We start from the raw sequence: 20,721 nt of genomic DNA on the forward strand, positions 1-20,721 counted from the left end.
CGTCGAAATCGTCGGCGTCGGGCGTCAGTCGCGCGCTTCGCGCAGCAAATTCAGCGCGGCCAGCACGGGCCGGTCGGAATAGCTGAACAGCACGCTGTCGGACGACGCCGACAGCCGCACGGGCGCCCACGACGGCGCGACGAAGATGTCGTGCCGCTCGAATGCGAACGCGCTGCCGCCGATGTGCGCGGTGCCGCCGCCCTCGACGACGCAATAGACCGTCGCATCGGTGCTGCGATACGTGCGGCCGTCGAAACCGGCGGGCAGGAACTGCATGAAGGTGGCGATCGTCGGCATCGGCCAGCCGCCCGTCGCGGGGTTCACGTAGCGCAACTTCACGCCGTCCCACGCGTCGAGTTCGCCGTTCCGGTACAGCGCGTCGAGCGCGTCGCGGGTGCGCGCATACGGATAGCTGAATACCGGCGACGTCGGATCGCTCGCGCGATGCCGCACCGGCGCCATGTTGTGGCCGAAGCGCGCGAAGCTGTCGCCTTCCTGGCGATTCACCGGCTGCACGGCTTGCGGGTAGTTCTCCGCGAAGCCCGCGTCGAGGTGCGCGAGCAGCGGGATGTCGAGCCCGTCGAGCCACACCACCGGCTCGCCGCCCTCGTCTTCCGACGGATTCCCGTGGTCGTGCCATGCCCACGACGGCGTGATGATGAAGTCGCCCGGATGCATCGTCGTGCGCTCGCCGTTCACGGCCGTCCACGCGCCGCGCCCTTCGACGATGAAGCGCAGCGCCGATTGCGTATGCCGGTGGCTCGGCGCGATCTCGCCCGGCAGAATCAGCTGCAGCCCCGCGTACAGCGTCGGCGTCATGCTCGACTTGCCGGGCAGCCCCGGGTTCTCCAGCACCAGCACGCGGCGCACGGCCTCTTCGGCGCTGATCACGCTGCCGGCCTGCATCACGAGGTCGCGCACCTGCGCGTACTTCCAGATCGCGGCCTGCGCGGCCGGCTGCGGCGATTTCGGCACGAGGGTGTGCAGCGATTCCCACAACGGCGCGAGGCGCTGCTCGGCGATCCGTGCGTAGTAGGCGGCGCGCGACGCGTCCGGACAGGTCGTCATGATGTCTCCTTGAGTCGGCCGATCGGCGTCGGCGCTATGTCGGGGCGGGGACCGTTGCGGTCCGTGAATGCATTTATATTCGACGCAGCCATACCCGGTAAAATGGTCAAATCATCTGATCCATATCATTATGGATATACCCACTTGCGACGAGGCATGCGATGGACTGGACCCACCGGCTGCGACTGCGGCATCTGCAGGTACTGTTGAGCGTCGCCGGCACCGGCAACCTGAGCCAGTCGGCGGTGGCGCTCGCGACCACGCAGCCCGCGCTGTCGAAGTGGCTGAAGGAGCTGGAAGAGGATGTCGGGCTGCCGTTGTTCGAGCGGCATGCGCGCGGCCTGCGCCCGACGCCCTACGGCGAAGCGCTGATCGAGCACGCGCGCCGCGTCGAAGCGCAGCTCGACGTCGCGCGCGACGACATGGCCGCGCTGCGCGAAGGCGGCAGCGGCCTCGTGACGATCGGCACGTCGGGCGTCGCGGCGGCCGATACGGTGCCGCTCGCGGTGTCGCAACTGCTGAAACGGATGCCGCGTGCACAGGTGCGGCTCACCGAAAGCACGATGAACCAGTTGATGCCGCAGCTCGCGCGCAGCGAACTGGATATCGTCGTCGGCCGCTCGGGCTCGACGTCGGTCGATCCGCTGCTGCGCGCCGAAGCGCTGTACGTCGACCCGGTCGTGTTCGTCGCGCGGCCCGGCCATGCGCTCGCCGGCGCGGCGTCGGTCGGCTGGGACGACGTGCTCGCCTATTCGTGGATCGTGTGGCCGGCGGGCACGCCCGTGCACAATGCGCTGGAAGCCGCGCTGACGGCCGCCGGCCGCGTGCGGCCGCCGCACTGCGTCGAATCCAATTCATCGATCCTGAACCTCACGCTGCTGAACAACACCGACCTGCTCGGCGTAGCGTCACATCGTGCCGCGCAGCGCTTCGCGCAACTGAACGCGATCCGGATTCTGCCGATGCAGCTCGAAGGCCAGGGCGCGGTGTCGATGTACTGGCACCCCGACAGCGCGCATCGCGCGGCCGTGGCCGCGACGATCGAGTGTCTGCGCGCGTGCGCGGCGCCGCAGGTGGGCGGTTGGGAGAAAGTGAAGGTGGAATGAACGGCGCGGCCCGATGTCAATCGGGCCACGTTGCCGCGTTGCCACGATGGCTCACGCCCCGTCGCAGGAAGCCGTGCCGTCCAGCATCAGCGTGCCGACCCGTGCGGGCACGAGCGGCGTCCGCGGCACCGGCGGCGTCCAGCCGAACAGCGCCTGCGCGGCCGCGCCGCACACCCTGCCCTGGCACGCCCCCATCCCGCAGCGCGACTGCAACTTCGCGGCCGTCCAGCCCGGCTCCCCCGCGACGGCATCGAAACGCACATCCTCGCAGCGGCACAGCAGCGTGTCGGGCCGCGCAAGCCGGCGAACCGGCTCGCGGATCGCGAAACGCTCGCGCACGGCATCCGCGAACGCCTGCCAGTGCGCGCGCCGCGCGACGAGCTCGGCCAGCGGCGCCGTCTGCCCGGTCGCCGCATAGCCTGCGATTTCACCCTCGACCATCGCCAGTTCGCTGCCGCCGACGCCCGTACACTCGCCCGCCGCGAAAACCCCGTCGCGGCTCGTGCGCTGGTGCGCATCGACCGCCACCGCGCCATTCTCGATCCGGCAACCGAGATGACTCGGCAGCACGATATTCGGCACGAGGCCGAAGCCGCACGCGAGCCGGTCGCAGTCGACTTCGAACTCGCGGTCGCCCTGGCGAATCCGCACGCGTTCGAGCCGCGCGTGGCCGAACGCCTCGACGACGTGCGCATCGGGCCGATAAACGGCCGTGACGAGCTTCGCGGCCTGCGCGAGCTTCGACGGCCAGCGCCACAACCCCGCGCCGAAACCGGCCACGTCGCCCCACGCAGCCTGTTCGAGTACGTGCAGCACGCGCGCGCCGGACTCACGCGCCGTCGCCGCGCTCGCCAGCAGCAGCGGCCCGCTGCCCGCGATCACCGTCCGCTGCCCGCGCACGTCGAGGCCGTACTTGATCAGCGCCTGCAAGCCGCCTGCGCCGGTGACGCCCGGCAGCGTCCAGCCCGGAAACGGCAGCAGCAGTTCGCGTGCGCCGCAGCACACGATCAGCGTGCGGAAATCGAGCAGCCGCCCGCGCTCGTCGTCCTCGAGCAGCAGCGTGCCCGGCTGCGTTTCGGCGACGATGCGCGTCGCCGCGAGGTGCGTGACGTTCGGCTGCCGCAACACGGCGAGCCGCTCGGCGGCGGCGGCCGATGCCGGTGCGGCCGTTGCGTGTTGCCGCCAGATCTGCCCGCCCGCACGCGGGTTGTCGTCGACGATCGCAACCGTCGCGCCGCTTCGCGCGGCGGCCCGCGCGGCCGACAGCCCGGCCGGGCCCGCGCCGACGATCGCGACGTCGACGCTCAGTCGTTCCTGTTTCATCGCGTGCGCTCCACCTGCATCCCGTCTCGGCACAGCGTCTGGCACGCCAGCCGGCGCCGGCCGTCGATCGTCATTCGGCACTCCTGGCAGATGCCCATTCCGCAAAACGGCGCACGCGCCATGCCGGTGCTCGACACGCGGGTCGTATCGTCGCCGCTCGCCGCGACCGCGGCCGCGACGGTCGCGCCGTCGGCCACCGTCAGCGCACGGCCGTCCAGATGAATGATCATGTCAGCGCTCCGGCTACGGGGGACGCGCTCAGGAAGCGTCCCGGCAAATACGGTTCGATATCGATGGGCGGCCGCTCGCCGTCCATCAGCGCGGCGACGATCCGCGCGCTGCCCGGCGCGGTCGTCACGCCAAGCCCTTCGTGCCCGACCGCGAGCCACACGCCCGGCCGCGCCGGGTACTCGCCGAGCAGCGGCAGCCCGTCGGGGCTCGCGCAACGGAATCCTGTCCATGCGCGGATGCCGTTCAGGTCGGCGAGATCCGGCAGATAGCCGACCGCGCGGCGCAGCATGCGCGCGAGCACGGGCGGCTCGACTCGCGCGTCTTCTGTGTCGAACTGGCGCGACGAGCCGATCAGCAACTGGCCGGTCGGCCGCGGCTGCACGTTGAACGCGACCGACGTGCCGTCGCTCGCATGCGCGCTCGCCGCATAGCCCAGCTCGACGAGCTGGTGCGACACGTGGCCCGGATAGCGGTCGGTGATCAGCAGATGGCCCTTTTTCGGGCGCAGCGGCAGTTCGGGCAGAAGCGTGCGCGCCGCAACGCCATTCGCGACGACCACCCGCTCCGCGTGCAGCGTGTCGCCGCTCGCGAGCGCGACGCTCGGGCCGTCGACCGCGACGGCGCGGTCGCGCCGCAACGTGAGGCGCGGCGCGCGCTGCAGCAGCCAGTTCGCGGTGACGGGCGCATAGAGGATCGCATCGCCGGGGATCTTCAGCGCCCCGCCGAGGCCCGCACGCAGCATCGGCTCCCGTTGCGCGAGCGCGGCCGCGTCGATCAGCTCGCCCGCCACGCCGTGCGCGGCCAGCGCCGCCTGCTTCGCACGCGCGAGATCCATCTCGTGCGCATCGGCGGCAAGCCACAAGGTGCCGCAGTTGCGATACGCGCAGCCTTCGGACATCTCGCCGCTCAACGCGCGCCACAGTTCGATCGAGTAACGGCTCAGCGCGAGTTCCGCCGCGTTGTCGTCCATCGCGACGAGGTGCCCCATGCCCGCGCCGGTCGCGCCGCCGCTCGCGTCGTCGACGACGAGCACACGCAGCCCGCGCTGCGCGAGTTCGTGCGCGCACGCGGCGCCGACGATGCCGGCGCCGATCACGACGACGTCGGTCTTCGTTTCGCTCACGACCCAATGCCCCAGCCGAACGGATCGTCTTCCTCGATCAGCAGCGTCGCTTCCGCGCTCAGGTGCGCGCTGCCGCGAATCGTCGGCACGATGCCGCCGTCGGTGGCTTCGTAGCTCGCCTGGAACACGCTGCCGATCACGCTCGCCTGCCGCCATACGGCGCCCGGCGCGAGCTTGCCGTCGGCCGCGAGACACGCGAGCTTCGCGCTCGTGCCGGTGCCGCACGGCGAACGGTCGTACGCGAGGCCCGGGCACAGCACGAAACTGCGGCTGTCGTGTTCGGGATCGTCGGCGAACAGCTCGATATGGTCGATCTCGCCGCCGTTCGCGCCGGTGATGCCCGCGCGTTCGAGCCCTGCGCGCACGGCCGACGCGTACGCGGTGAGCGCCGCGACGTTGTCGCCGGCGACGCGCTGCCCGTGGTCGCTGATCAGGAAGAACCAGTTGCCGCCCCACGCGATGTCGCCGGTCACGGGGCCGTATCCCGGCACGTCGAGCGCGACGCCCTTCGCGTGGCGATACGCGGGCACGTTGCGCACGCTGACCGACAGGTCGTCGTGCAGCGTCGCCTCGACGGTGCCGACGGGCGTTTCGATCAGATGAATGCCGGGCGCGATGCGCCCCATGTGATGCAGCGTGCGCACGACGCCGATCGTGCCGTGCCCGCACATCCCGAGATAGCCGCTATTGTTGAAGAAGATCACACCGGCCGCCGCTTCGGGCGACACGGGTTCGCACAGCAGCGCGCCGACCAGCACGTCGCTGCCGCGCGGCTCCAGGATGCAGGCGGTGCGGTAGCGGTCGTACTCGCGCGCGAGCACGTCGCGGCGCTCGGCCATCGTGCCGCTGCCGAGCGCGGGGAAACCGGACACGACGAGCCGAGTGGGTTCGCCGCCCGTGTGCGAATCGATGATCTGGATGCGCTTCATCATGAGCCGTCCGAAGTGGGGAAAGGAGCACAGCTTCCTCCGTCGCGCGTCCGCCCGCTTGTGGCTTTTCGATGAGGACGACGACGAAATCGGCATAGTGCGACGCGCCGTTGCCGCGCTGCCCGGCCGCTGTGCCGATTTCGTCATTTTGCTCCGCGATACGACTCAAGCGTGATCGGCATCGGCGCAGCGATACTGGTTGCACACCGACACCTGTCGGCCGACCGATACAAACACGTAGGAGATTGAAGTGAGCCGAAACGCCATTCAGTGGACCGGGGTCTTCCCGGCCGTCAGCACCCAGTTCAAGCCGGACTTTTCCCTCGACATCGACGCCACGCACCGCGTGGTGAAGAACCTGGTGAACGACGGCGTGTCGGGCCTCGTGGTCTGCGGCACGGTCGGCGAAAACACGTCGCTGTCGACGAGCGAGAAGCTCCAGGTGATCGAAGCCGCGCGCGACGCGGCCGGCGGCAAGATTCCGGTGATCGCCGGCATCGCCGAATTCACGACCGAATTCGCGCGCAACACGGTGCGTGAAGCGCAGCGCGTCGGCGTCGACGGCGTGATGGTGATGCCCGCGCTGGTCTACTCGGCGAAACCGCACGAAACCGCCGCGCACTTCCGCGCGGTCGCGACGAGCACCGACCTGCCGGTGATGGTCTACAACAACCCGCCGATCTACAAGAACGACGTGACGCCCGACGTGCTGATCGCGCTGCAGGATTGCGAAAACATCGTCTGCTTCAAGGATTCGTCGGGCGATACGCGCCGCTTCATCGACCTGCGCAACGCGGTCGGCGATCGCTTCGTGCTGTTCGCGGGCCTCGACGACGTCGTGGTCGAGAGCATCGCCGTCGGCGCCGAAGGCTGGGTGTCGGGCATGTCGAACGCGTTCCCGAAGGAAGGCGAAACGCTGTTCCGCCTCGCGAAGCAGAAGCGCTTCGACGAAGCGCTCGCGCTGTATCGCTGGTTCATGCCGCTGCTGCACCTCGACGCACGCCCCGACCTCGTGCAGTGCATCAAGCTGTGCGAAGAACTGGTCGGCCGCGGCAGCGCGGTCACGCGTCCGCCGCGCCTCGCGCTGCAGGGCGACACGCTCGCGGAAGTGAAGGCGATCGTCGCGAAGGCGCTCGAAACGCGCCCGACGCTGCCCGACGTCGGTCTCTGACCGACGCCCCCCGCGGCGGCGTGCAGGCGAGCCCTGCGCGCCGCCGTCCCAGGTCCGGCATGGCCCGCGGGCCGTTCGCACCGGCGCCAAGCCCGCGCCGCGCGTGAACGCCCCGCCGCCCGCCCCGGTCGTTCGAACCGGGCGACGCCGGCCGGCAGGCTCGCGCCGCTGCTCCGTCGGAGCGCGGCGCTCCTCGAGCCTGTGCCGATATTCCGTCAGGAGACACGCCCATGCCAGGCCAAGGCAATGCTCACCCGTCTGTCCCGCTTTCCCGTTCCGCGCACCCCGACGCGGGTCACGGCAAGTTCAAGAAACAGCTGTCGCTGACCGACCTCACGTTCATCGGTCTCGGCGCCATTTTCGGTTCGGGGTGGCTGTTCGCCGCGAGTCACGTGTCGACGATCGCGGGCCCGGCCGGCATCTTCTCGTGGCTGCTCGGCGGCTTCGCGGTGCTGCTGCTCGGCATCGTCTACTGCGAACTCGGCGCCGCGCTGCCGCGCGCCGGCGGTGTGGTTCGCTACCCGGTGTTCTCGCACGGCCCGCTGCTCGGCTACCTGATGGGCTTCATCACGCTGATCGCCTTTTCGAGCCTGATCGCGATCGAAGTCGTCGCCGCGCGCCAGTACGCGGCCGCGTGGTTTCCGGGCCTGACGGCCGCAGGATCGAGCGATCCGACCACGCTCGGCTGGCTCGTGCAGGCCGCGCTGCTCTGCTTCTTCTTTTACCTGAACTATTCGAGCGTGAAGACGTTCGCGAAGGCGAACAACATCATCAGCATCTTCAAGTTCATCGTGCCGCTGTCGGTGATCGCGGTGCTGTTCACGTTCTTCAAGCCGGCGAACCTCACGTTGCACGGCTTCGCGCCGTTCGGGATGCCGGGCATCGAGATGGCCGTGTCCGCGGGCGGCATCATCTTCGCGTATCTCGGGCTCACGCCGATCGTGTCGGTCGCGAGCGAGGTGCGCAATCCGCAACGCACGATCCCGATCGCGCTGATCCTGTCGATCCTGCTGTCGACGCTGATCTACGTGCTGCTGCAGCTCGCGTTCATCGGCAGCATTCCCACCGGCATGCTCGCCGCCGGCTGGCACGACGTGAGCAAGGCGTTCTCGCTGCCGTACCGCGACATCGCGCTCGCACTCGGCGTCGGCTGGCTCGCGGTGATGGTCGTCGCCGACGCGATGATCTCGCCGAGCGGCTGCGGCAACATCTACATGAACGCGACGCCGCGCGTCGTCTACGGCTGGGCGAAGACGGGCACGTTCTTCAAGGTGTTCACGCGCGTCGACGAAGCGTCGGGCATCCCGCGCGCGGGCCTGTGGCTCACGTTCGGCCTCGCGATCTTCTGGACGCTGCCGTTCCCGTCGTGGGAAGCGCTGATCAACATCGTGTCGGCCGCGCTGGTGCTGAGCTATGCGGTCGCACCGGTTTCCGTCGCCGCGCTGCGCCGCACCGCGCCCGATCTGCCGCGGCCGTTCCGCGCGAGCGCGTTCGGCATCACCGGGCCCGCGTCGTTCGTGATCGCCGCGCTGATCGTCTACTGGTCGGGCTGGAGCACGGTGTCCTGGCTGCTCGGGCTGCAGATCGTGATGTTCGTCATCTATCTTGCATGCCGCCGCTGGGTGCCGACCGCGCACCTGAGCCTCGCGGAGCAGGTGCGCTCGTCCGCGTGGCTGATCGCGTTCTATGCCGCGATGATCGCGCTGTCGTATCTCGGCGGCTTCGGCGGCACGGGCCGGCTGGCGCATCCGTACGACACGGTCGTCGTCGCGGCCGTCGCGCTCGTCATCTACTACTGGGGCGCGAATACCGGCGTGCGCGCCGACAAGCTGCAACTCGACGACGACGAAGACTGACGCGCCCGCGCGCCTACCCCTGATCCCTTCGGCCGGGCGCCCCACGCCCGGCCCCTGTTTTTTCGAGGAAAACCATGCAACTCACAGGTCAGCTCCTGATCGGCCAGTCGGCCGTCGCCGGACAGAACGGCACCCTCCATGCGATCGCCGCCGCAACCGGCGAGCCGCTCGAACCCGCGTTCGGCGGCGCAAGCCTGCGCGACCTGGAGACGGCCTGCGCGCTCGCCGACGACGCGTTCGACACCTATCGCGAAACGTCGCTCGAAGCCCGCGCCGCGTTTCTCGACGCGATCGGCCGCCACATCATGGCGCTCGGCGACGACCTGATCGAGCGCTGCGTCGCCGAAACGGGCCTGCCGCGGGCGCGCATCGAAGGCGAGCGCGGTCGCACGGTCGGCCAGCTCGCGCTGTTCGCGTCGCTCGTGCGCGACGGCGGCTTTCTCGACGCGCGGATCGATCCGGCGCTCCCGGAGCGCAAGCCGCTGCCGCGTGTCGACCTGCGGCTGCGCAACGTCGCGCTCGGGCCCGTCGCGGTGTTCGGCGCATCGAACTTCCCGCTCGCGTTCTCGGTCGCCGGCGGCGATACGGCCTCGGCGCTGGCCGCCGGCTGCCCGGTGATCGTCAAGGCGCATTCCGCGCATCCGGGCACGTCGGAATACGTCGGCCGCGCGATCCAGCAGGCCGCGCGCGAATGCGGGATGCCGGCCGGCGTGTTCTCGCTGCTGTTCGATGCGTCCCGCGAGATCGGCCAGGCGCTCGTCGCCGATCCGCGCATCAAGGCTGTCGGCTTCACCGGCTCGCGTCGCGGCGGCGTCGCGCTGATGCACATCGCGGCCACGCGCCCCGAGCCGATTCCCGTCTATGCTGAAATGAGCTCGATCAATCCGGTGCTGCTGTTTCCCGCCGCGCTCGACGCGCGTCACGATGCGATCGCGCCGCAGTTCGTCGCATCGCTCACGCTCGGCGCCGGCCAGTTCTGCACGAACCCGGGCCTCGTGCTCGCGGTCGACGGGCCCGCGCTGCGCGCGTTCGAGGCAACGGCCGCCACGGCGGTGCGTGCAGCACCCGCGCAGACGATGCTGACGCCGCACATCCACGCCAGCTACGAGCAACGCGTCGCGGCACTGCGCGAACACGCCGCGGTCGAGCTGCTCGCGCAAGGCGCCGAGGGCAACCACCTGCAGGCCCGTGCGGCGCTGCTCGCGACGTCGGCCGACGCGTTCGTCGCGCATCCCGAACTGCGCGACGAGGTGTTCGGCCCCGCTTCGCTGATCGTGCGCTGCCCGGACGCCGACACGCTGCATCGCGTGCTGAAGTCGCTCGAAGGCCAGTTGACGATCGCCGCGCATCTCGCCGACGGCGATGCGCCGCTGTTCGCCGCGCTGCGCCCGACGCTCGAGCGCAAGGCCGGCCGCCTGCTTGTCAACGGCTTCGGCACGGGTGTCGAGGTCGGCCATGCGATGGTGCACGGCGGCCCGTTCCCGGCCACGTCCGACACGCGCACGACGTCCGTCGGCGCGCGCGCGATCGAGCGCTTCCTGCGCCCGGTGTCGTATCAGGACGTACCGGATGCACTGCTGCCGGACGCGATCCGCAGCGACAATCCGCTGAACGTGCCGCAACGCATCGACGGCGTGCCCGCGCCGCGCGGGGGGAATCATGGCTGAGCACACCGCCGAAGTCGTCCTGTCGCTCGACGAAGTCCACGCACTCGCGCTGCGCGTGCTGACGCACCACGGCCTGTCCGACGCGCATGCGCGGGCCATCGCCAACGTGATCGCGCAGGGCCAGCGCGACGAGTGCCATTCGCACGGCGTGTACCGGCTGCTCGTCTGCGTGCGTTCGCTGAAGAAGGGCAAGGTCGATCCGCAAGCCGTGCCGACGCTGCGCCGGCTGTCGTCGTCGATCGTCTCGGTCGATGCGCATCGCGGCTTCTCGCTGTTGAGCTTCGAAACGGGCCTGCCCGTGCTCGTCGAGATGGCGAAGCAGCACGGCATCGCAGCGATGGTGATCAACCGCTGCTACCACTTCTCCGCGCTGTGGCCCGAGGTCGAGGCAATCGCGGCCGAGGGGCTGGTCGGCATCGCGATGAATCCGAGCCATAGCTGGGTCGCGCCGGAAGGCGGCCGCGAGCCCGTGTTCGGCACGAACCCGATCGCGTTCGCGTGGCCGCGCCCGGGCGGCGTGCCGTTCGTGTTCGATTTCGCGACGAGCGCGATCGCGCGCGGCGACATCGAGTTGCACGCGAAGCAAGGCAAGGCGATCCCGCCGGAATGGGCGATCGATGCCGAAGGCCGGCCGACCACCGACCCGAAGGCCGCGCTGCAGGGCGCGATGCGCACGTTCGGCGGCCACAAGGGTTCGGCGCTCGCGGCGATGGTCGAACTGCTCGGCGGTGCGCTGATCGGCGACATGACGAGCCGCGAGTCGATGGACTTCGACGAAGGCGTCGGCGCGACGCCGTGCCATGGCGAACTCGTGATCGCGTTCGACCCGAAGGTCTTCCTCGGCGACGACCTCGGCGCGGGGCTCGCGCGCGGCGAACGGATGTTCGAATCGATCGTCGCGCAGGGCGCGCGGCTGCCGTCGCAACGGCGCTTCGACGCCCGCGCGCGCAGCCTCGCGCACGGCGTGCGAATTCCGAAGCCGCTGTACGACGAGATCCTGACGCTGCTCGACTGAGCGCCCGCGCGCGGGGCCGGATCGCGCGGGCGTCGCCGGTCGCAGGTCGAGAGGCCCCGGTCGACGGGCGCCCGGCGTGGCGGCGGCCGCGGCCATGGCCGCTTCCACGCCCGCTTCAGTGGCCGGTCTCCCGTGTGCGCCGCGGCCTTCCGCGCATGCTTCCCCGAGCCTGCCGGGCAGGCCCGGCGCCGGCCCGTGGCCGCCACGCCCGCGGCGGCTGTGGGATAATTGTCGGGTTTGCCCAGGGCGCAGCTCAAGAGGTTGTTCGCACGGGCGCGAGAGAGGCCTTTATTCCCCGTGCCTCCACCCTTTTCCCGCGATATTTCTTCAGCAACGACAATGCCCACTTACCGCTCCAAAACCTCCACCGCCGGTCGCAACATGGCAGGCGCGCGCTCGCTCTGGCGCGCCACCGGCATGAAAGACGACGATTTCTCGAAGCCGATCATCGCGGTCGTCAACTCGTTCACGCAGTTCGTGCCCGGGCACGTGCACCTGAAGGATCTCGGCCAGCTCGTCGCGCGCGAAATCGAAGCCGCCGGCGGCGTCGCGAAGGAGTTCAACACGATCGCGGTCGACGACGGCATCGCGATGGGCCACGACGGCATGCTGTATTCGCTGCCGAGCCGCGACATCATCGCCGACTCGGTCGAGTACATGGTGAACGCGCACTGCGCGGACGCGATGGTGTGCATCTCGAACTGCGACAAGATCACGCCGGGGATGCTGATGGCCGCGATGCGCCTGAACATCCCGGTGATCTTCGTGTCGGGCGGCCCGATGGAAGCCGGCAAGACGCGCCTCGCGAACCCGGTCACCAAGGCGATCGAGGTGAAGAAGCTCGACCTGGTCGACGCGATGGTGATCGCGGTCGACCCGTCGTATTCCGACGCCGAAGTCGCCGAAATCGAACGCTCGGCGTGCCCGACCTGCGGCTCGTGCTCGGGCATGTTCACCGCGAACTCGATGAACTGCCTGACCGAAGCGCTTGGCCTGTCGCTGCCCGGCAACGGCACGGTGGTGGCCACGCACGCCGATCGCGAGCAACTGTTCAAGCGCGCCGGCCGCCGCATCGTCGAACTCACCCGCCAGCACTACGAGCAGGACGACGAACGCGTGCTGCCGCGCTCGGTGGGCTTCAAGGCGTTCGAGAACGCGATGACGCTCGACATCGCGATGGGCGGCTCGACCAACACGATCCTGCACCTGCTGGCGATCGCGCAGGAAGCCGGCATCGACTTCACGATGAAGGACATCGACCGCCTGTCGCGCGTCGTGCCGCAGCTGTGCAAGGTCGCGCCGAACACGAACAAGTACCACATCGAAGACGTGCACCGCGCCGGCGGCATCATGGCGATCCTCGGCGAGCTCGACCGCGCCGGCAAGCTGCACACCGACGTGCCGACCGTGCACGCGCCGTCGCTGAAGGACGCGCTCGACCAGTGGGACATCGTCCGCACGCAGGACGAAGCGGTCCGCACGTTCTACCAGGCCGGCCCGGCCGGCATCCCGACGCAGGTCGCGTTCAGCCAGAACACGCGCTGGCCGAGCCTCGACCTCGACCGCGCCGAAGGCTGCATCCGCTCGTACGAGCATGCGTTCTCGAAGGAAGGCGGCCTCGCCGTGCTGACGGGCAACATCGCGCTCGACGGCTGCGTGGTGAAGACGGCCGGCGTCGACGAAAGCATCCTCGTGTTCGAAGGCACCGCGCACGTGACCGAATCGCAGGACGAGGCGGTCGAGCACATCCTGAACGACAAGGTGAAGGCCGGCGACGTGGTGATCGTGCGCTACGAAGGCCCGAAGGGCGGCCCCGGCATGCAGGAAATGCTCTACCCGACCAGCTACATCAAGTCGAAAGGGCTCGGCAAGGCGTGCGCGCTGCTGACGGACGGCCGCTTCTCGGGCGGCACGTCGGGTCTGTCGATCGGCCACTGCTCGCCGGAAGCGGCCGCGGGCGGCGCGATCGGCCTCGTGAGCGACGGCGACAAGATCCGCATCGACATCCCGAACCGCACGATCAACGTGCTGGTGTCCGACGACGAACTGGCGCGCCGCCGCGAAGCGCAGAACGCGAAGGGCTGGAAACCGGCGCAGCCGCGTCCGCGCAAGGTGTCGGCCGCGCTGAAGGCGTACGCGAAGCTGGTGATGTCGGCCGACAAGGGCGCCGTGCGCGACCTGTCGCTGCTCGACGACTGACGCCACGGCCAGCCGGCGGTTGCACCGCCGGCGCGAGCGGGGGTGGCCGGTCGGCCTGCCGACCGTGCGACCGCCCCGCCCGTCGCTCCGAAAGCCGCTCCCCTGAGCGGCTTTTTTTCGTCCGTACGCGGCGCCGCGACGCGCGCTACTCCGCGGCCGGTCAGTGGCGAAACTCCTCGCCGCCGCCGCTGCCGCCCCCCCCGCCTCCGCCGTGACCGCCGCCACCGTTCCCGCCGCCTTGCGGCCGCCCGCCGAAACCGCCGCCGCCCTGATGCACCGGCGGCGGCATCGCACCGGGCGCGCCGCCCGGCGCGGCCGGCGCACGTCCGACAGCCTGCGGCCCGGACGGTCGCGCATTGCCGCCTTGCATCGGCGCCGGATGCGGAACTGCCTGCGGCGCGGGTGCGGGCGCCGCCTGGGGCGCCGGTGCAGCGGGCGGCGGCGTGCGGATCGCGCCGTTCCAGCCGCCGCGCGCGGCCGACGGCCGCGCGTCATGCACGGGCGGCAGCCCGCCCGGCGCGACCTGCATCGGGCCGCCCGGTTGCGGACGCCCCTGTCCCGGCGGCATGCCGCCGGGGCCGAACCTCGGCTCGGGACGATGGGCCCAGCGATCGCGGTCGTGATACCACGGCCGGTTGCGGTAGTAGCGGTCCCAGTACCCGGCAATCGCGAATCCGGTGATCGGCACGCCGATCACCGCGCCGTATTCGTACAGCGGCACGTAGTTGCCCTGGTACGGATAGTCGAGCAGTTGCGCATCGATCCAGCCGCGCACGCCCGGCAGCGCGACGTCGCACCACGAGTAGTCGCTCACGCAGCCGAACACGTCGAGCGCCGTGCCGGGCGGAATCTGCGCCACCACCGGGTAGTCGGGCGCCGGCCCCGCGAACAGCTCGGCCGGCGCATTCGTGTACGCGCTGCTTTGCGCATCGGCGACGCCCGGCGCGGCCGCAAGGCCGAGCAGGACGATGCACAGACTTCGAACCATCGTGTTTCTCATGATGCTCTCCCGCGCCGTACCGCCGCGCGCCGGTCAATGCCGATGTCCGCCCCAGCCGCCACCCCAGTGGCCGCCGCCCCACGGACGATGCCAGTACCCGCCATGCCCACGCCAGCCGCCGCCCCAGAAGCCGACCGAGATCGCCGGCGCGCCCCAGCCGTACCAGCCCGGGTAATACGCGGGCGCATAGTACGGATACGCATACGGATACGGCGGCGGATAAACCGGCGCGACGTAGACGGGGGCCGGTTCCACGACGGGCGGCGCAGCTGCCGGCGAGGTCTGCGCGGCCTGCGCGGCCTGCGCAGGCGGCGATGCGGGACGCGGCGCGGCGGTGCCCGGTGCAGCCGGCACGGCCGTACTCTCGCGCTGGCTCAGCACGGCCGGGGCCGGCGCGTAATACGGCGCATACCCGTACGGGCTCGTGTAATAACAACCGCCGAGCGTCAGCGTTGCCAATGCGAATGCCGCACACCGCGCGGCAGGAATCGAGGTCATGTCGTGCTCCGGCAGAATCCGCGCGCCGCCGGGCGGCGCGCCTGACTCTAGCTTACGTCCGCTGCAGATTTCCGGCCGGTATGATCGGTTACTTTTTGTTTCCTGCCGTCGGCAGGCGTGCAGGCACGCCGCATGCTGGCCGGTTTGCCGCGTTCGCGTTGAAGTTCGCGCAAATGCCCTCAACTTGAACGATGTCAGGTCGGCCGGCGCGAACGGGCGTTCGCGAGCAACCGGCCGCCGGAACCCGGCGAGCTTCGGCCCGCCCAGACAGGAACGCGGCTCGCGCCGCCATCGACATGACTACGCCACGCCCCACCTTCCGGGCGGACACACCGCTCGATCCGATCATCCAGTTGCTGGCGCTCGCCGGCGAGCAGGGTTATCTGACCCACGCCGATCTCGTCGACGCGCTGCCGCCCGAAAGCGACGGCTCCGACGCGCTCGACGTCGTGCGCGCCGCGCTCGCCGACATCGGCATCGCCGTGCTCGACGAGCCGGCCGCGCCCGCGCCGTTCGCCGGTTCGGCGCCGGTCGCCGTCGATCGCGATGCGCTCGACGAAGGACGCGCGATGCTCGGCGACCTCGCACACGGCACGCGCGCGTCGACCGACCCGCTCGCGCTCTACATGCGGCGCATGCAGGCAGTGCCGCTGCTCACGCGCGAAGGCGAAATCGTGCTCGCCCGCGAGCTCGAGACGGGCCGCCACCAGATCCTGCACGCGCTCGCCGGCTATCCGGCGGCGGTCGACGCGCTGCTCGCGCGGCATCGCGCAACGGCGACGCCAGGCAGCGCCGGAGCGTCCGACGACGACACCGCCGACACGCCCGCGCCGGCCAGCTACGACGCGTTGCAGGCGGCCGTCACGGCCTTGCGCGGCGCGTTGCACGCGCATGGCGTGCGTTCCGACGCATACCGCGACGCGCGCAATCACGTGGCCGCGCTGCTGGGCTCGATCGCATGGGTCGCGCCGGCCGTCGACGATGCGAGCCGCGTCGTGCGCACGCTCGCGTCCGCGCCGCTCGACACCGTGTCGGGCGAAGCCGCGTGCTTCGACACGGTTGCGCGGCGGGCGCTCGCCGCCGCGCTCGCCGACGGCCAGCAGAAAGTGCGCGACGCCACGCGCGCGATGCTGGAGGCCAACTTGCGGCTCGTGCTGTCGATCGCGCGCAAGTACATGAACCGCGGCGTCGACCTGCCCGATCTGGTGCAGGACGGCAGCCTCGGCCTGATGCGCGCGATCGAGAAATTCGAATACCGGCGCGGCTTCAAGTTCTCGACCTATGCGACCTGGTGGATCCGCCAGGCGATCGCGCGCGCGGTGGCGGATCGCTCGCGCACGATCCGCGTGCCCGTGCACGTCGGCGACCAGTACCAGCGCGTGCAGCGCCATCTGCTGCGCTTTCGCCAGCGGACGGGCCGCCGGGCCACGCCGGCCGAACTCGCGGCCGAGACCGGCATCGACGAGGACAAGCTGCGCGCGGTGCTGGCGCTGCCTGCCGAGCCGGTTTCGCTCGACACGCCGCTGCCCGACGCGGACACCGGCCTCGTGGAGCTGATCGAGGACCAGGCGTCGGCCAGCCCGTTCGAGCAACTGGCCGACACGCGCATGCGCGAATGCGTGAGGTCGCTGCTCCGGTCGGTCACGCCGGCCGAGGCCGACGTGCTGCGCCGGCGGTTCGGCCTCGGCGGCGCCGAGCCCGATACCTACGACGCGATCGCGCAGGACGCGGGCATGTCGCGCGAACGCGTGCGCCAGATCGAGAAACGGGCGCTCGCCGCATTGCGCACGGCCGCCGAGGCCGAGAACGCGCAGTCGTTCCTCGACGTGTGATCGCGTCACGCGACGCACGGTCGTGCCGCCAACCGGCACGACCGTGCGCTTCGCAGCTGTGCTACGTTTGCCATTGACGTGCGTCAAGTTTTCTTCATCGCGCGTCGCGACAATGGTGAAAGGCCGACCGGCGCATCGTTCGCCGTGTCCATTTCGTTTGTGCTTCCCCGGGTCCCTCGCCATGCAGACGACCGCCAGCCAAACGTACGAGGAAAACCGGCATATCGCGGCCTGCCTGCGCGAGGCCGCGCAGCGGCTGGCCGACCAGGGCGCGAATCCGTACCGGGTCGCGGCCTATCGCGCGTCGGCCGCGACGGTCGATGCGCTCGACGTCGACATCCGTACCCTGTTCGAATCCGGCGGCGTCGATGCGCTCGGCACGCTGCCCGAGATCGGCACGGGCGTCGCGCAGGCGATTGCCGAGCTGCTGGTGACCGGGCGCTGGCGCCTGCTCGACCGGCTGGGCGGCGACGCCGAGCGCACTTCCGCGTTCGAAGCAGTGCCGGGCATCGGCCACGCGCTCGCCCTGCGCATTCACGACCTGCTGCACATCGATACGCTCGAGGAACTCGAACGCGCGGCCCGCAACGGCCAGCTCGAAACGATCGCGGGCGTCGGCCCGCGGCGCGCGGCCGGCATCCGCACCGCGCTCGACGACGTGCTGAGCCGCCGGCGGCGCTGGCAGGGTCACGTGCAGGATGCCGGGCCCGGCACGGAGCCGCCGGTCGAACTGCTGCTCTACATCGACCGCCTGTACCGCAACCGGGCCGCCGCGGGCGTATTGCCGACGCCGGGCGTCGCGCAGCGCACGAGTGCGCACCGGCGACCGAGCACCGACGGCTACGTGCCGCTGCCCGTGATGCACATGACCAAGGGCGGCTGGCATTTCACGGCGCTGTGCCTGCATGCGGCGATGCGCACGCCGGAGGCCTCCCGGCCGACGGACTGGGTCTCGCTCTATTTCTACGACGCGCTGCAGTGCGAGCACCAGCGCATCGTGTTCACCGAAACCTACGGCTCGCTCGTCGGCAAGCGGATCGTGCGCGGGCGCGAGCAGGAATGCCGCGTGTACTACGCGGGATGAGTCAGTCGTCCGAGGTTTCGTCGACGTCGAACGGCACGTCGAGCACCGACGCGATCTCGCCGCATGCATGGGTGAGCGCGCGTGTGCGGTGGCGCGAATGTTCCACGCCGAGATCGAACCAGGTCGAATACGACACGTCATCGGCCCCGCTCTTCTGGTTCGGCACGTCGAACCAGAACGTCACCGTGTAGCCGCCCGACCAGCGAATCGGTATCACCTGCGTGAGCCGCATTCGCGTGATCGCGCGGTGGCGGAACCGGAAGCTGTCGTCACCGACGCGGAAACCCGCCCACGCGCCGTCGTTCGACACGAACACGGTCAGCGTTTCGTCCGGCGGCGCGGCCGGCGGGCCATCTGCCGGCGCAAGGTCGGCCGCCGACACCATCGCCGCCGCCGAACCGTCACGCCCCGTCTCGACCTCCACGTACGCTTCGATCGTCCGCTTCGCGGCGTCGTAGAAGCGGCGCGCGGCGTCGGGCCGCGCGCGGTCGGCCATCAGGACCCGTTGCTTGAAGCGGGCATGCTCGCCGTAGCGAAGCGGCACATCGGGCACGTCGCCGGGCTCGTCGTCCGGTTCGTCTTCCGGATCATCGAGCGGGGCGCCCGGCTCGGCCAGCCCGGCAGCGCCGCGCCGCCGTCTCATCCACGCGCTGCCCCATGCCAGCAGCGCGGTCTGCGCCGCCAGCACGGCGGCGAGCGTCGCGCACCCCGCGAGAAACCCGTAATGCGGGCCGACTTTCGATGCCGCATACGCGGCGGGCAACACATACAGCACAAGTAAGAACCACACGCGGCAACCCCGTCGTTCCTGTTTTCGATATGCGGCACGGCATCGCACGGCTCGCCACCCTGCCGCCGCGCCCTCCAGCCGCCGATGCATGCGCGTCGCTTACGCGCGTTCCGCCTTCGTGCGGCGCGCCGGATGACGATGCGCGGCGATGCGCAGCAGCTTCTGGAACGACGGGCATTCGAGATGGTTCGACGCCGGGCACACGGCCGCATGCCGCAACGCATCGCGCACGGCGCCGAGGCGGCGGATCGTGCGGTCGAGTTCGTCGGCCTTGCCGTCGAGCTTCGCGCGGTCGATCGCGGGCACGCCGTCCGTGCCGACCATCGCGAGGATGTCGTCGAGCGAGAAACCGGCTTCGCGCCCGAGCGCGACCAGCGCCAGCCGCTCCAGCACCGATTCGTCGTATTGCCGCCGCAACCCGTGGCGACCGGTCGGAACGATCAGCCCTTTTTCCTCGTAGTAACGCAGCGTCGACGCGGGCAATCCCGAGCGTCGCGCCACCTCTGCAATGTCCAGCCGGCTCATGCTTGACCTCAAGTGAACTTGAAGTTGCAAGATAGTCGCTCGACTTCATCAAGACAAGCCCGGATCGCCATGAAACCGCCGAAACCCCACCGTATTCCGCCGCGCCGCGCAGCCGTCACCGGGCGCCCGGGAGGGTCGCGATGAGCGTGCCCGACATCCTGCTCGACGTGTCGCTGATCGGCGCGGGCGCAACGCTCGCGATGGATCTGTGGACACTGTTCCGGCGGCGCGCTTTCGGCATTCCGTCGCTCGACTATGCGCTGGTCGGCCGCTGGATCGGTCACATGGCGCAAGGCCGGTTCCGGCACGCGTCGATCGCCGCCGCGCCGCCCGTGCCGGGCGAACGCGCGCTCGGCTGGTTCGCGCATTACGCGATCGGCATCGCGTTCGCGGCGCTGCCCGTCGCGATCGCGGGCACCGAATGGATCGCCGCGCCGACGCCGCTGCCCGCGCTCGTCGCCGGCCTCGGCAGCGTGGCCGCGCCGTTCTTCGTGATGCAGCCCGCGTTCGGCTTCGGCATCGCGGCGTCGCGTACGCCGCAGCCGGGCGTCGCGCGCCGGCGCAGTCTCGTCACGCATCTGTCCTATGGGGTGGGGCTTTATCTGGCGGCGTGCACGCTCGCGGCGCTGGCTCGTTGAGCACGGTGTCACCAAAGCGGTGACGGATCGTGTCGGCTTCATCGACCCACGTCGACGTCCACGTCCACGCGAGCGCTTCGTCGTGCGCGACAGGCGCTGCGCGGGCAGCACGAAGGCCGTGCCGGGTATCGGCACGGATGACAGCGCAACTCACTCCCCGCCGCAGTCGATCAGGTTGTGACGCATGCGCCCGAGCAGCCGCACCAGCGTATCGCGCTCGTCGGGCGTGAAGCCGCGCAGCCCGTCGTCGGCGACGGTGTCTCCCACTTCGAGCATCTGCGGAAAGATCTCGCGCGACTTGTCGGTCAGGCGGATCACGAATGCGCGGCGATCGTCGTCGTTCGCGATGCGCTCGATCCAGCCGTAGCTTTCCATCCGGTCGAGCAACCGCGTGAGCGAGATCGGCGTGATCTCGAGCCATTCGGCGAGCCGCGCCTGATTCATCTCGCCCTTCCACGTCAGGTACGCGAGCACGCGGCTCTGCGCGCGCGTCAGCCCGATGCGCTTCGCGCGCCGGTCGAACAGGCGTCCGTTCAGGCGCGCGACGTCGGCGATCAGATAACCGATCCGGTTCTCGTAAGTCTTGTCCATCCGCCGATTATAGGGTGACATCCTCCCCCGCCTGATGCCCGCGGGGAATTCCTGCGGCGCTCGACCCTACATCGA

General features: G+C 70.2%; 20 protein-coding genes. 10 read left to right on the plus strand and 10 right to left on the minus strand.

Annotated features, from left to right (window positions below):
- Positions 1-24: 24 nt before the first annotated feature.
- Positions 25-1,068 carry a gentisate 1,2-dioxygenase gene (gene gtdA / locus HWX08_RS05425; protein WP_174923097.1) on the minus strand — a complete coding sequence of 348 codons (1,044 nt, stop codon included), beginning with the start codon at positions 1,066-1,068 and terminating at the stop codon, positions 25-27.
- A 161-nt stretch (positions 1,069-1,229) separates the two neighbouring features.
- Here gtdA and HWX08_RS05430 point away from each other — a divergent pair, with 161 nt between their 5' ends.
- The gene (locus tag HWX08_RS05430; RefSeq protein ID WP_069259700.1) at positions 1,230-2,174 is read left to right on the plus strand and encodes a LysR substrate-binding domain-containing protein; all 945 of its coding nucleotides are present in this window, start codon (positions 1,230-1,232) and stop codon (positions 2,172-2,174) included.
- Between the two features lie 51 nt (positions 2,175-2,225).
- Here the strand turns inward: HWX08_RS05430 and HWX08_RS05435 are convergent, their stop codons facing one another.
- Genes HWX08_RS05435 through HWX08_RS05450 form a run of 4 tightly spaced genes read right to left on the minus strand, consistent with a single transcriptional unit; the run spans position 2,226 to position 5,780 of the window.
- Positions 2,226-3,497 carry an NAD(P)/FAD-dependent oxidoreductase gene (locus HWX08_RS05435; protein WP_174923095.1) on the minus strand — a complete coding sequence of 424 codons (1,272 nt, stop codon included), beginning with the start codon at positions 3,495-3,497 and terminating at the stop codon, positions 2,226-2,228.
- The gene (locus HWX08_RS05440; protein ID WP_174923093.1) at positions 3,494-3,727 is read right to left on the minus strand and encodes a 2Fe-2S iron-sulfur cluster-binding protein; all 234 of its coding nucleotides are present in this window, start codon (positions 3,725-3,727) and stop codon (positions 3,494-3,496) included. The genes HWX08_RS05435 and HWX08_RS05440 overlap by 4 nt, the downstream gene beginning before the upstream one ends.
- Positions 3,724-4,851, minus strand: coding sequence for an NAD(P)/FAD-dependent oxidoreductase (locus HWX08_RS05445; protein WP_174923091.1), 1,128 nt, complete (start codon positions 4,849-4,851; stop codon positions 3,724-3,726). The genes HWX08_RS05440 and HWX08_RS05445 overlap by 4 nt, the downstream gene beginning before the upstream one ends.
- Positions 4,848-5,780, minus strand: coding sequence for a 4-hydroxyproline epimerase (locus HWX08_RS05450; protein ID WP_069261121.1), 933 nt, complete (start codon positions 5,778-5,780; stop codon positions 4,848-4,850). Before HWX08_RS05450 ends, HWX08_RS05445 begins: the two co-directional genes overlap by 4 nt.
- 1 nt (position 5,781) lies before the next feature.
- Here HWX08_RS05450 and HWX08_RS05455 point away from each other — a divergent pair, with 1 nt between their 5' ends.
- From HWX08_RS05455 to ilvD, 6 genes are all read left to right on the plus strand, one after another.
- Positions 5,782-5,955: a hypothetical protein gene (locus HWX08_RS05455; RefSeq protein ID WP_174923090.1), complete on the plus strand. Its 174-nt coding sequence runs from the start codon at positions 5,782-5,784 to the stop codon at positions 5,953-5,955.
- Positions 5,956-6,030: 75 nt separating this feature from the next.
- Positions 6,031-6,951 (plus strand): dihydrodipicolinate synthase family protein, encoded by a 921-nt coding sequence (locus tag HWX08_RS05460; RefSeq protein WP_069259696.1) that lies wholly within the window; start codon positions 6,031-6,033, stop codon positions 6,949-6,951.
- A 230-nt stretch (positions 6,952-7,181) separates the two neighbouring features.
- Positions 7,182-8,807 carry an APC family permease gene (locus HWX08_RS05465; RefSeq protein WP_107314738.1) on the plus strand — a complete coding sequence of 542 codons (1,626 nt, stop codon included), beginning with the start codon at positions 7,182-7,184 and terminating at the stop codon, positions 8,805-8,807.
- A 74-nt stretch (positions 8,808-8,881) separates the two neighbouring features.
- Entirely contained in the window at positions 8,882-10,474 is a 1,593-nt protein-coding gene (locus HWX08_RS05470; protein WP_174923089.1) for an aldehyde dehydrogenase (NADP(+)), read from the plus strand.
- Positions 10,467-11,489, plus strand: a complete 1,023-nt coding sequence (locus tag HWX08_RS05475; RefSeq protein ID WP_174923087.1) for an Ldh family oxidoreductase — start codon at positions 10,467-10,469, stop codon at positions 11,487-11,489. The genes HWX08_RS05470 and HWX08_RS05475 overlap by 8 nt, the downstream gene beginning before the upstream one ends.
- Positions 11,490-11,828: 339 nt before the next feature.
- Positions 11,829-13,688 (plus strand): dihydroxy-acid dehydratase, encoded by a 1,860-nt coding sequence (ilvD, locus tag HWX08_RS05480; RefSeq protein WP_174923085.1) that lies wholly within the window; start codon positions 11,829-11,831, stop codon positions 13,686-13,688.
- Between the two features lie 160 nt (positions 13,689-13,848).
- Here ilvD and HWX08_RS05485 read toward each other — a convergent pair whose 3' ends face one another.
- Positions 13,849-14,688 (minus strand): SH3 domain-containing protein, encoded by an 840-nt coding sequence (locus HWX08_RS05485; RefSeq protein WP_175806985.1) that lies wholly within the window; start codon positions 14,686-14,688, stop codon positions 13,849-13,851.
- A gap of 33 nt (positions 14,689-14,721) precedes the next feature.
- Positions 14,722-15,186: a hypothetical protein gene (locus tag HWX08_RS05490; protein WP_174922983.1), complete on the minus strand. Its 465-nt coding sequence runs from the start codon at positions 15,184-15,186 to the stop codon at positions 14,722-14,724.
- Positions 15,187-15,482: 296 nt separating this feature from the next.
- Between HWX08_RS05490 and HWX08_RS05495 the strand changes: the two genes are divergently transcribed.
- Both HWX08_RS05495 and HWX08_RS05500 read left to right on the plus strand, forming a co-directional pair.
- On the plus strand, positions 15,483-17,018 hold the full coding sequence (locus tag HWX08_RS05495; RefSeq protein WP_174922982.1) for a sigma-70 family RNA polymerase sigma factor: 1,536 nt from the start codon (positions 15,483-15,485) through the stop codon (positions 17,016-17,018).
- A 181-nt stretch (positions 17,019-17,199) separates the two neighbouring features.
- Positions 17,200-18,102, plus strand: a complete 903-nt coding sequence (locus tag HWX08_RS05500) for a helix-hairpin-helix domain-containing protein (protein ID WP_174922981.1) — start codon at positions 17,200-17,202, stop codon at positions 18,100-18,102.
- A gap of 1 nt (position 18,103) precedes the next feature.
- Here the strand turns inward: HWX08_RS05500 and HWX08_RS05505 are convergent, their stop codons facing one another.
- Together HWX08_RS05505 and HWX08_RS05510 are read right to left on the minus strand one after the other, a co-directional pair.
- Entirely contained in the window at positions 18,104-18,982 is an 879-nt protein-coding gene (locus HWX08_RS05505) for a hypothetical protein (protein ID WP_174922980.1), read from the minus strand.
- 9 nt (positions 18,983-18,991) lie between these two features.
- On the minus strand, positions 18,992-19,417 hold the full coding sequence (locus HWX08_RS05510; RefSeq protein WP_107313509.1) for a helix-turn-helix domain-containing protein: 426 nt from the start codon (positions 19,415-19,417) through the stop codon (positions 18,992-18,994).
- 140 nt (positions 19,418-19,557) lie between these two features.
- Here HWX08_RS05510 and HWX08_RS05515 point away from each other — a divergent pair, with 140 nt between their 5' ends.
- Positions 19,558-20,055, plus strand: coding sequence for a DUF2938 domain-containing protein (locus HWX08_RS05515; RefSeq protein WP_174922979.1), 498 nt, complete (start codon positions 19,558-19,560; stop codon positions 20,053-20,055).
- A gap of 150 nt (positions 20,056-20,205) precedes the next feature.
- Here the strand turns inward: HWX08_RS05515 and HWX08_RS05520 are convergent, their stop codons facing one another.
- Positions 20,206-20,646, minus strand: a complete 441-nt coding sequence (locus tag HWX08_RS05520) for a MarR family winged helix-turn-helix transcriptional regulator (protein ID WP_069259684.1) — start codon at positions 20,644-20,646, stop codon at positions 20,206-20,208.
- Positions 20,647-20,721: the final 75 nt, after the last annotated feature.

Source organism: Burkholderia metallica (assembly GCF_902832845.1).
Classification (GTDB): Bacteria; Pseudomonadota; Gammaproteobacteria; order Burkholderiales; family Burkholderiaceae; genus Burkholderia; species Burkholderia metallica.

Excerpts from the sequence above, each read along its gene's own strand:
- gtdA (WP_174923097.1), bottom strand. The coding sequence starts at position 1,068 with ATGACGACCTGTCCGGACGCGTCGCGCGCCGCCTACTACGCACGGATC.
- HWX08_RS05430 (WP_069259700.1), top strand. The coding sequence starts at position 1,230 with ATGGACTGGACCCACCGGCTGCGACTGCGGCATCTGCAGGTACTGTTG.
- HWX08_RS05435 (WP_174923095.1), bottom strand. The coding sequence starts at position 3,497 with ATGAAACAGGAACGACTGAGCGTCGACGTCGCGATCGTCGGCGCGGGC.
- HWX08_RS05440 (WP_174923093.1), bottom strand. The coding sequence starts at position 3,727 with ATGATCATTCATCTGGACGGCCGTGCGCTGACGGTGGCCGACGGCGCG.
- HWX08_RS05450 (WP_069261121.1), bottom strand. The coding sequence starts at position 5,780 with ATGAAGCGCATCCAGATCATCGATTCGCACACGGGCGGCGAACCCACT.
- HWX08_RS05455 (WP_174923090.1), top strand. The coding sequence starts at position 5,782 with ATGAGCCGTCCGAAGTGGGGAAAGGAGCACAGCTTCCTCCGTCGCGCG.
- HWX08_RS05465 (WP_107314738.1), top strand. The coding sequence starts at position 7,182 with ATGCCAGGCCAAGGCAATGCTCACCCGTCTGTCCCGCTTTCCCGTTCC.
- HWX08_RS05470 (WP_174923089.1), top strand. The coding sequence starts at position 8,882 with ATGCAACTCACAGGTCAGCTCCTGATCGGCCAGTCGGCCGTCGCCGGA.
- HWX08_RS05475 (WP_174923087.1), top strand. The coding sequence starts at position 10,467 with ATGGCTGAGCACACCGCCGAAGTCGTCCTGTCGCTCGACGAAGTCCAC.
- ilvD (WP_174923085.1), top strand. The coding sequence starts at position 11,829 with ATGCCCACTTACCGCTCCAAAACCTCCACCGCCGGTCGCAACATGGCA.
- HWX08_RS05485 (WP_175806985.1), bottom strand. The coding sequence starts at position 14,688 with ATGAGAAACACGATGGTTCGAAGTCTGTGCATCGTCCTGCTCGGCCTT.
- HWX08_RS05490 (WP_174922983.1), bottom strand. The coding sequence starts at position 15,186 with ATGACCTCGATTCCTGCCGCGCGGTGTGCGGCATTCGCATTGGCAACG.
- HWX08_RS05495 (WP_174922982.1), top strand. The coding sequence starts at position 15,483 with ATGACTACGCCACGCCCCACCTTCCGGGCGGACACACCGCTCGATCCG.
- HWX08_RS05500 (WP_174922981.1), top strand. The coding sequence starts at position 17,200 with ATGCAGACGACCGCCAGCCAAACGTACGAGGAAAACCGGCATATCGCG.
- HWX08_RS05505 (WP_174922980.1), bottom strand. The coding sequence starts at position 18,982 with ATGCATCGGCGGCTGGAGGGCGCGGCGGCAGGGTGGCGAGCCGTGCGA.
- HWX08_RS05510 (WP_107313509.1), bottom strand. The coding sequence starts at position 19,417 with ATGAGCCGGCTGGACATTGCAGAGGTGGCGCGACGCTCGGGATTGCCC.
- HWX08_RS05515 (WP_174922979.1), top strand. The coding sequence starts at position 19,558 with ATGAGCGTGCCCGACATCCTGCTCGACGTGTCGCTGATCGGCGCGGGC.
- HWX08_RS05520 (WP_069259684.1), bottom strand. The coding sequence starts at position 20,646 with ATGGACAAGACTTACGAGAACCGGATCGGTTATCTGATCGCCGACGTC.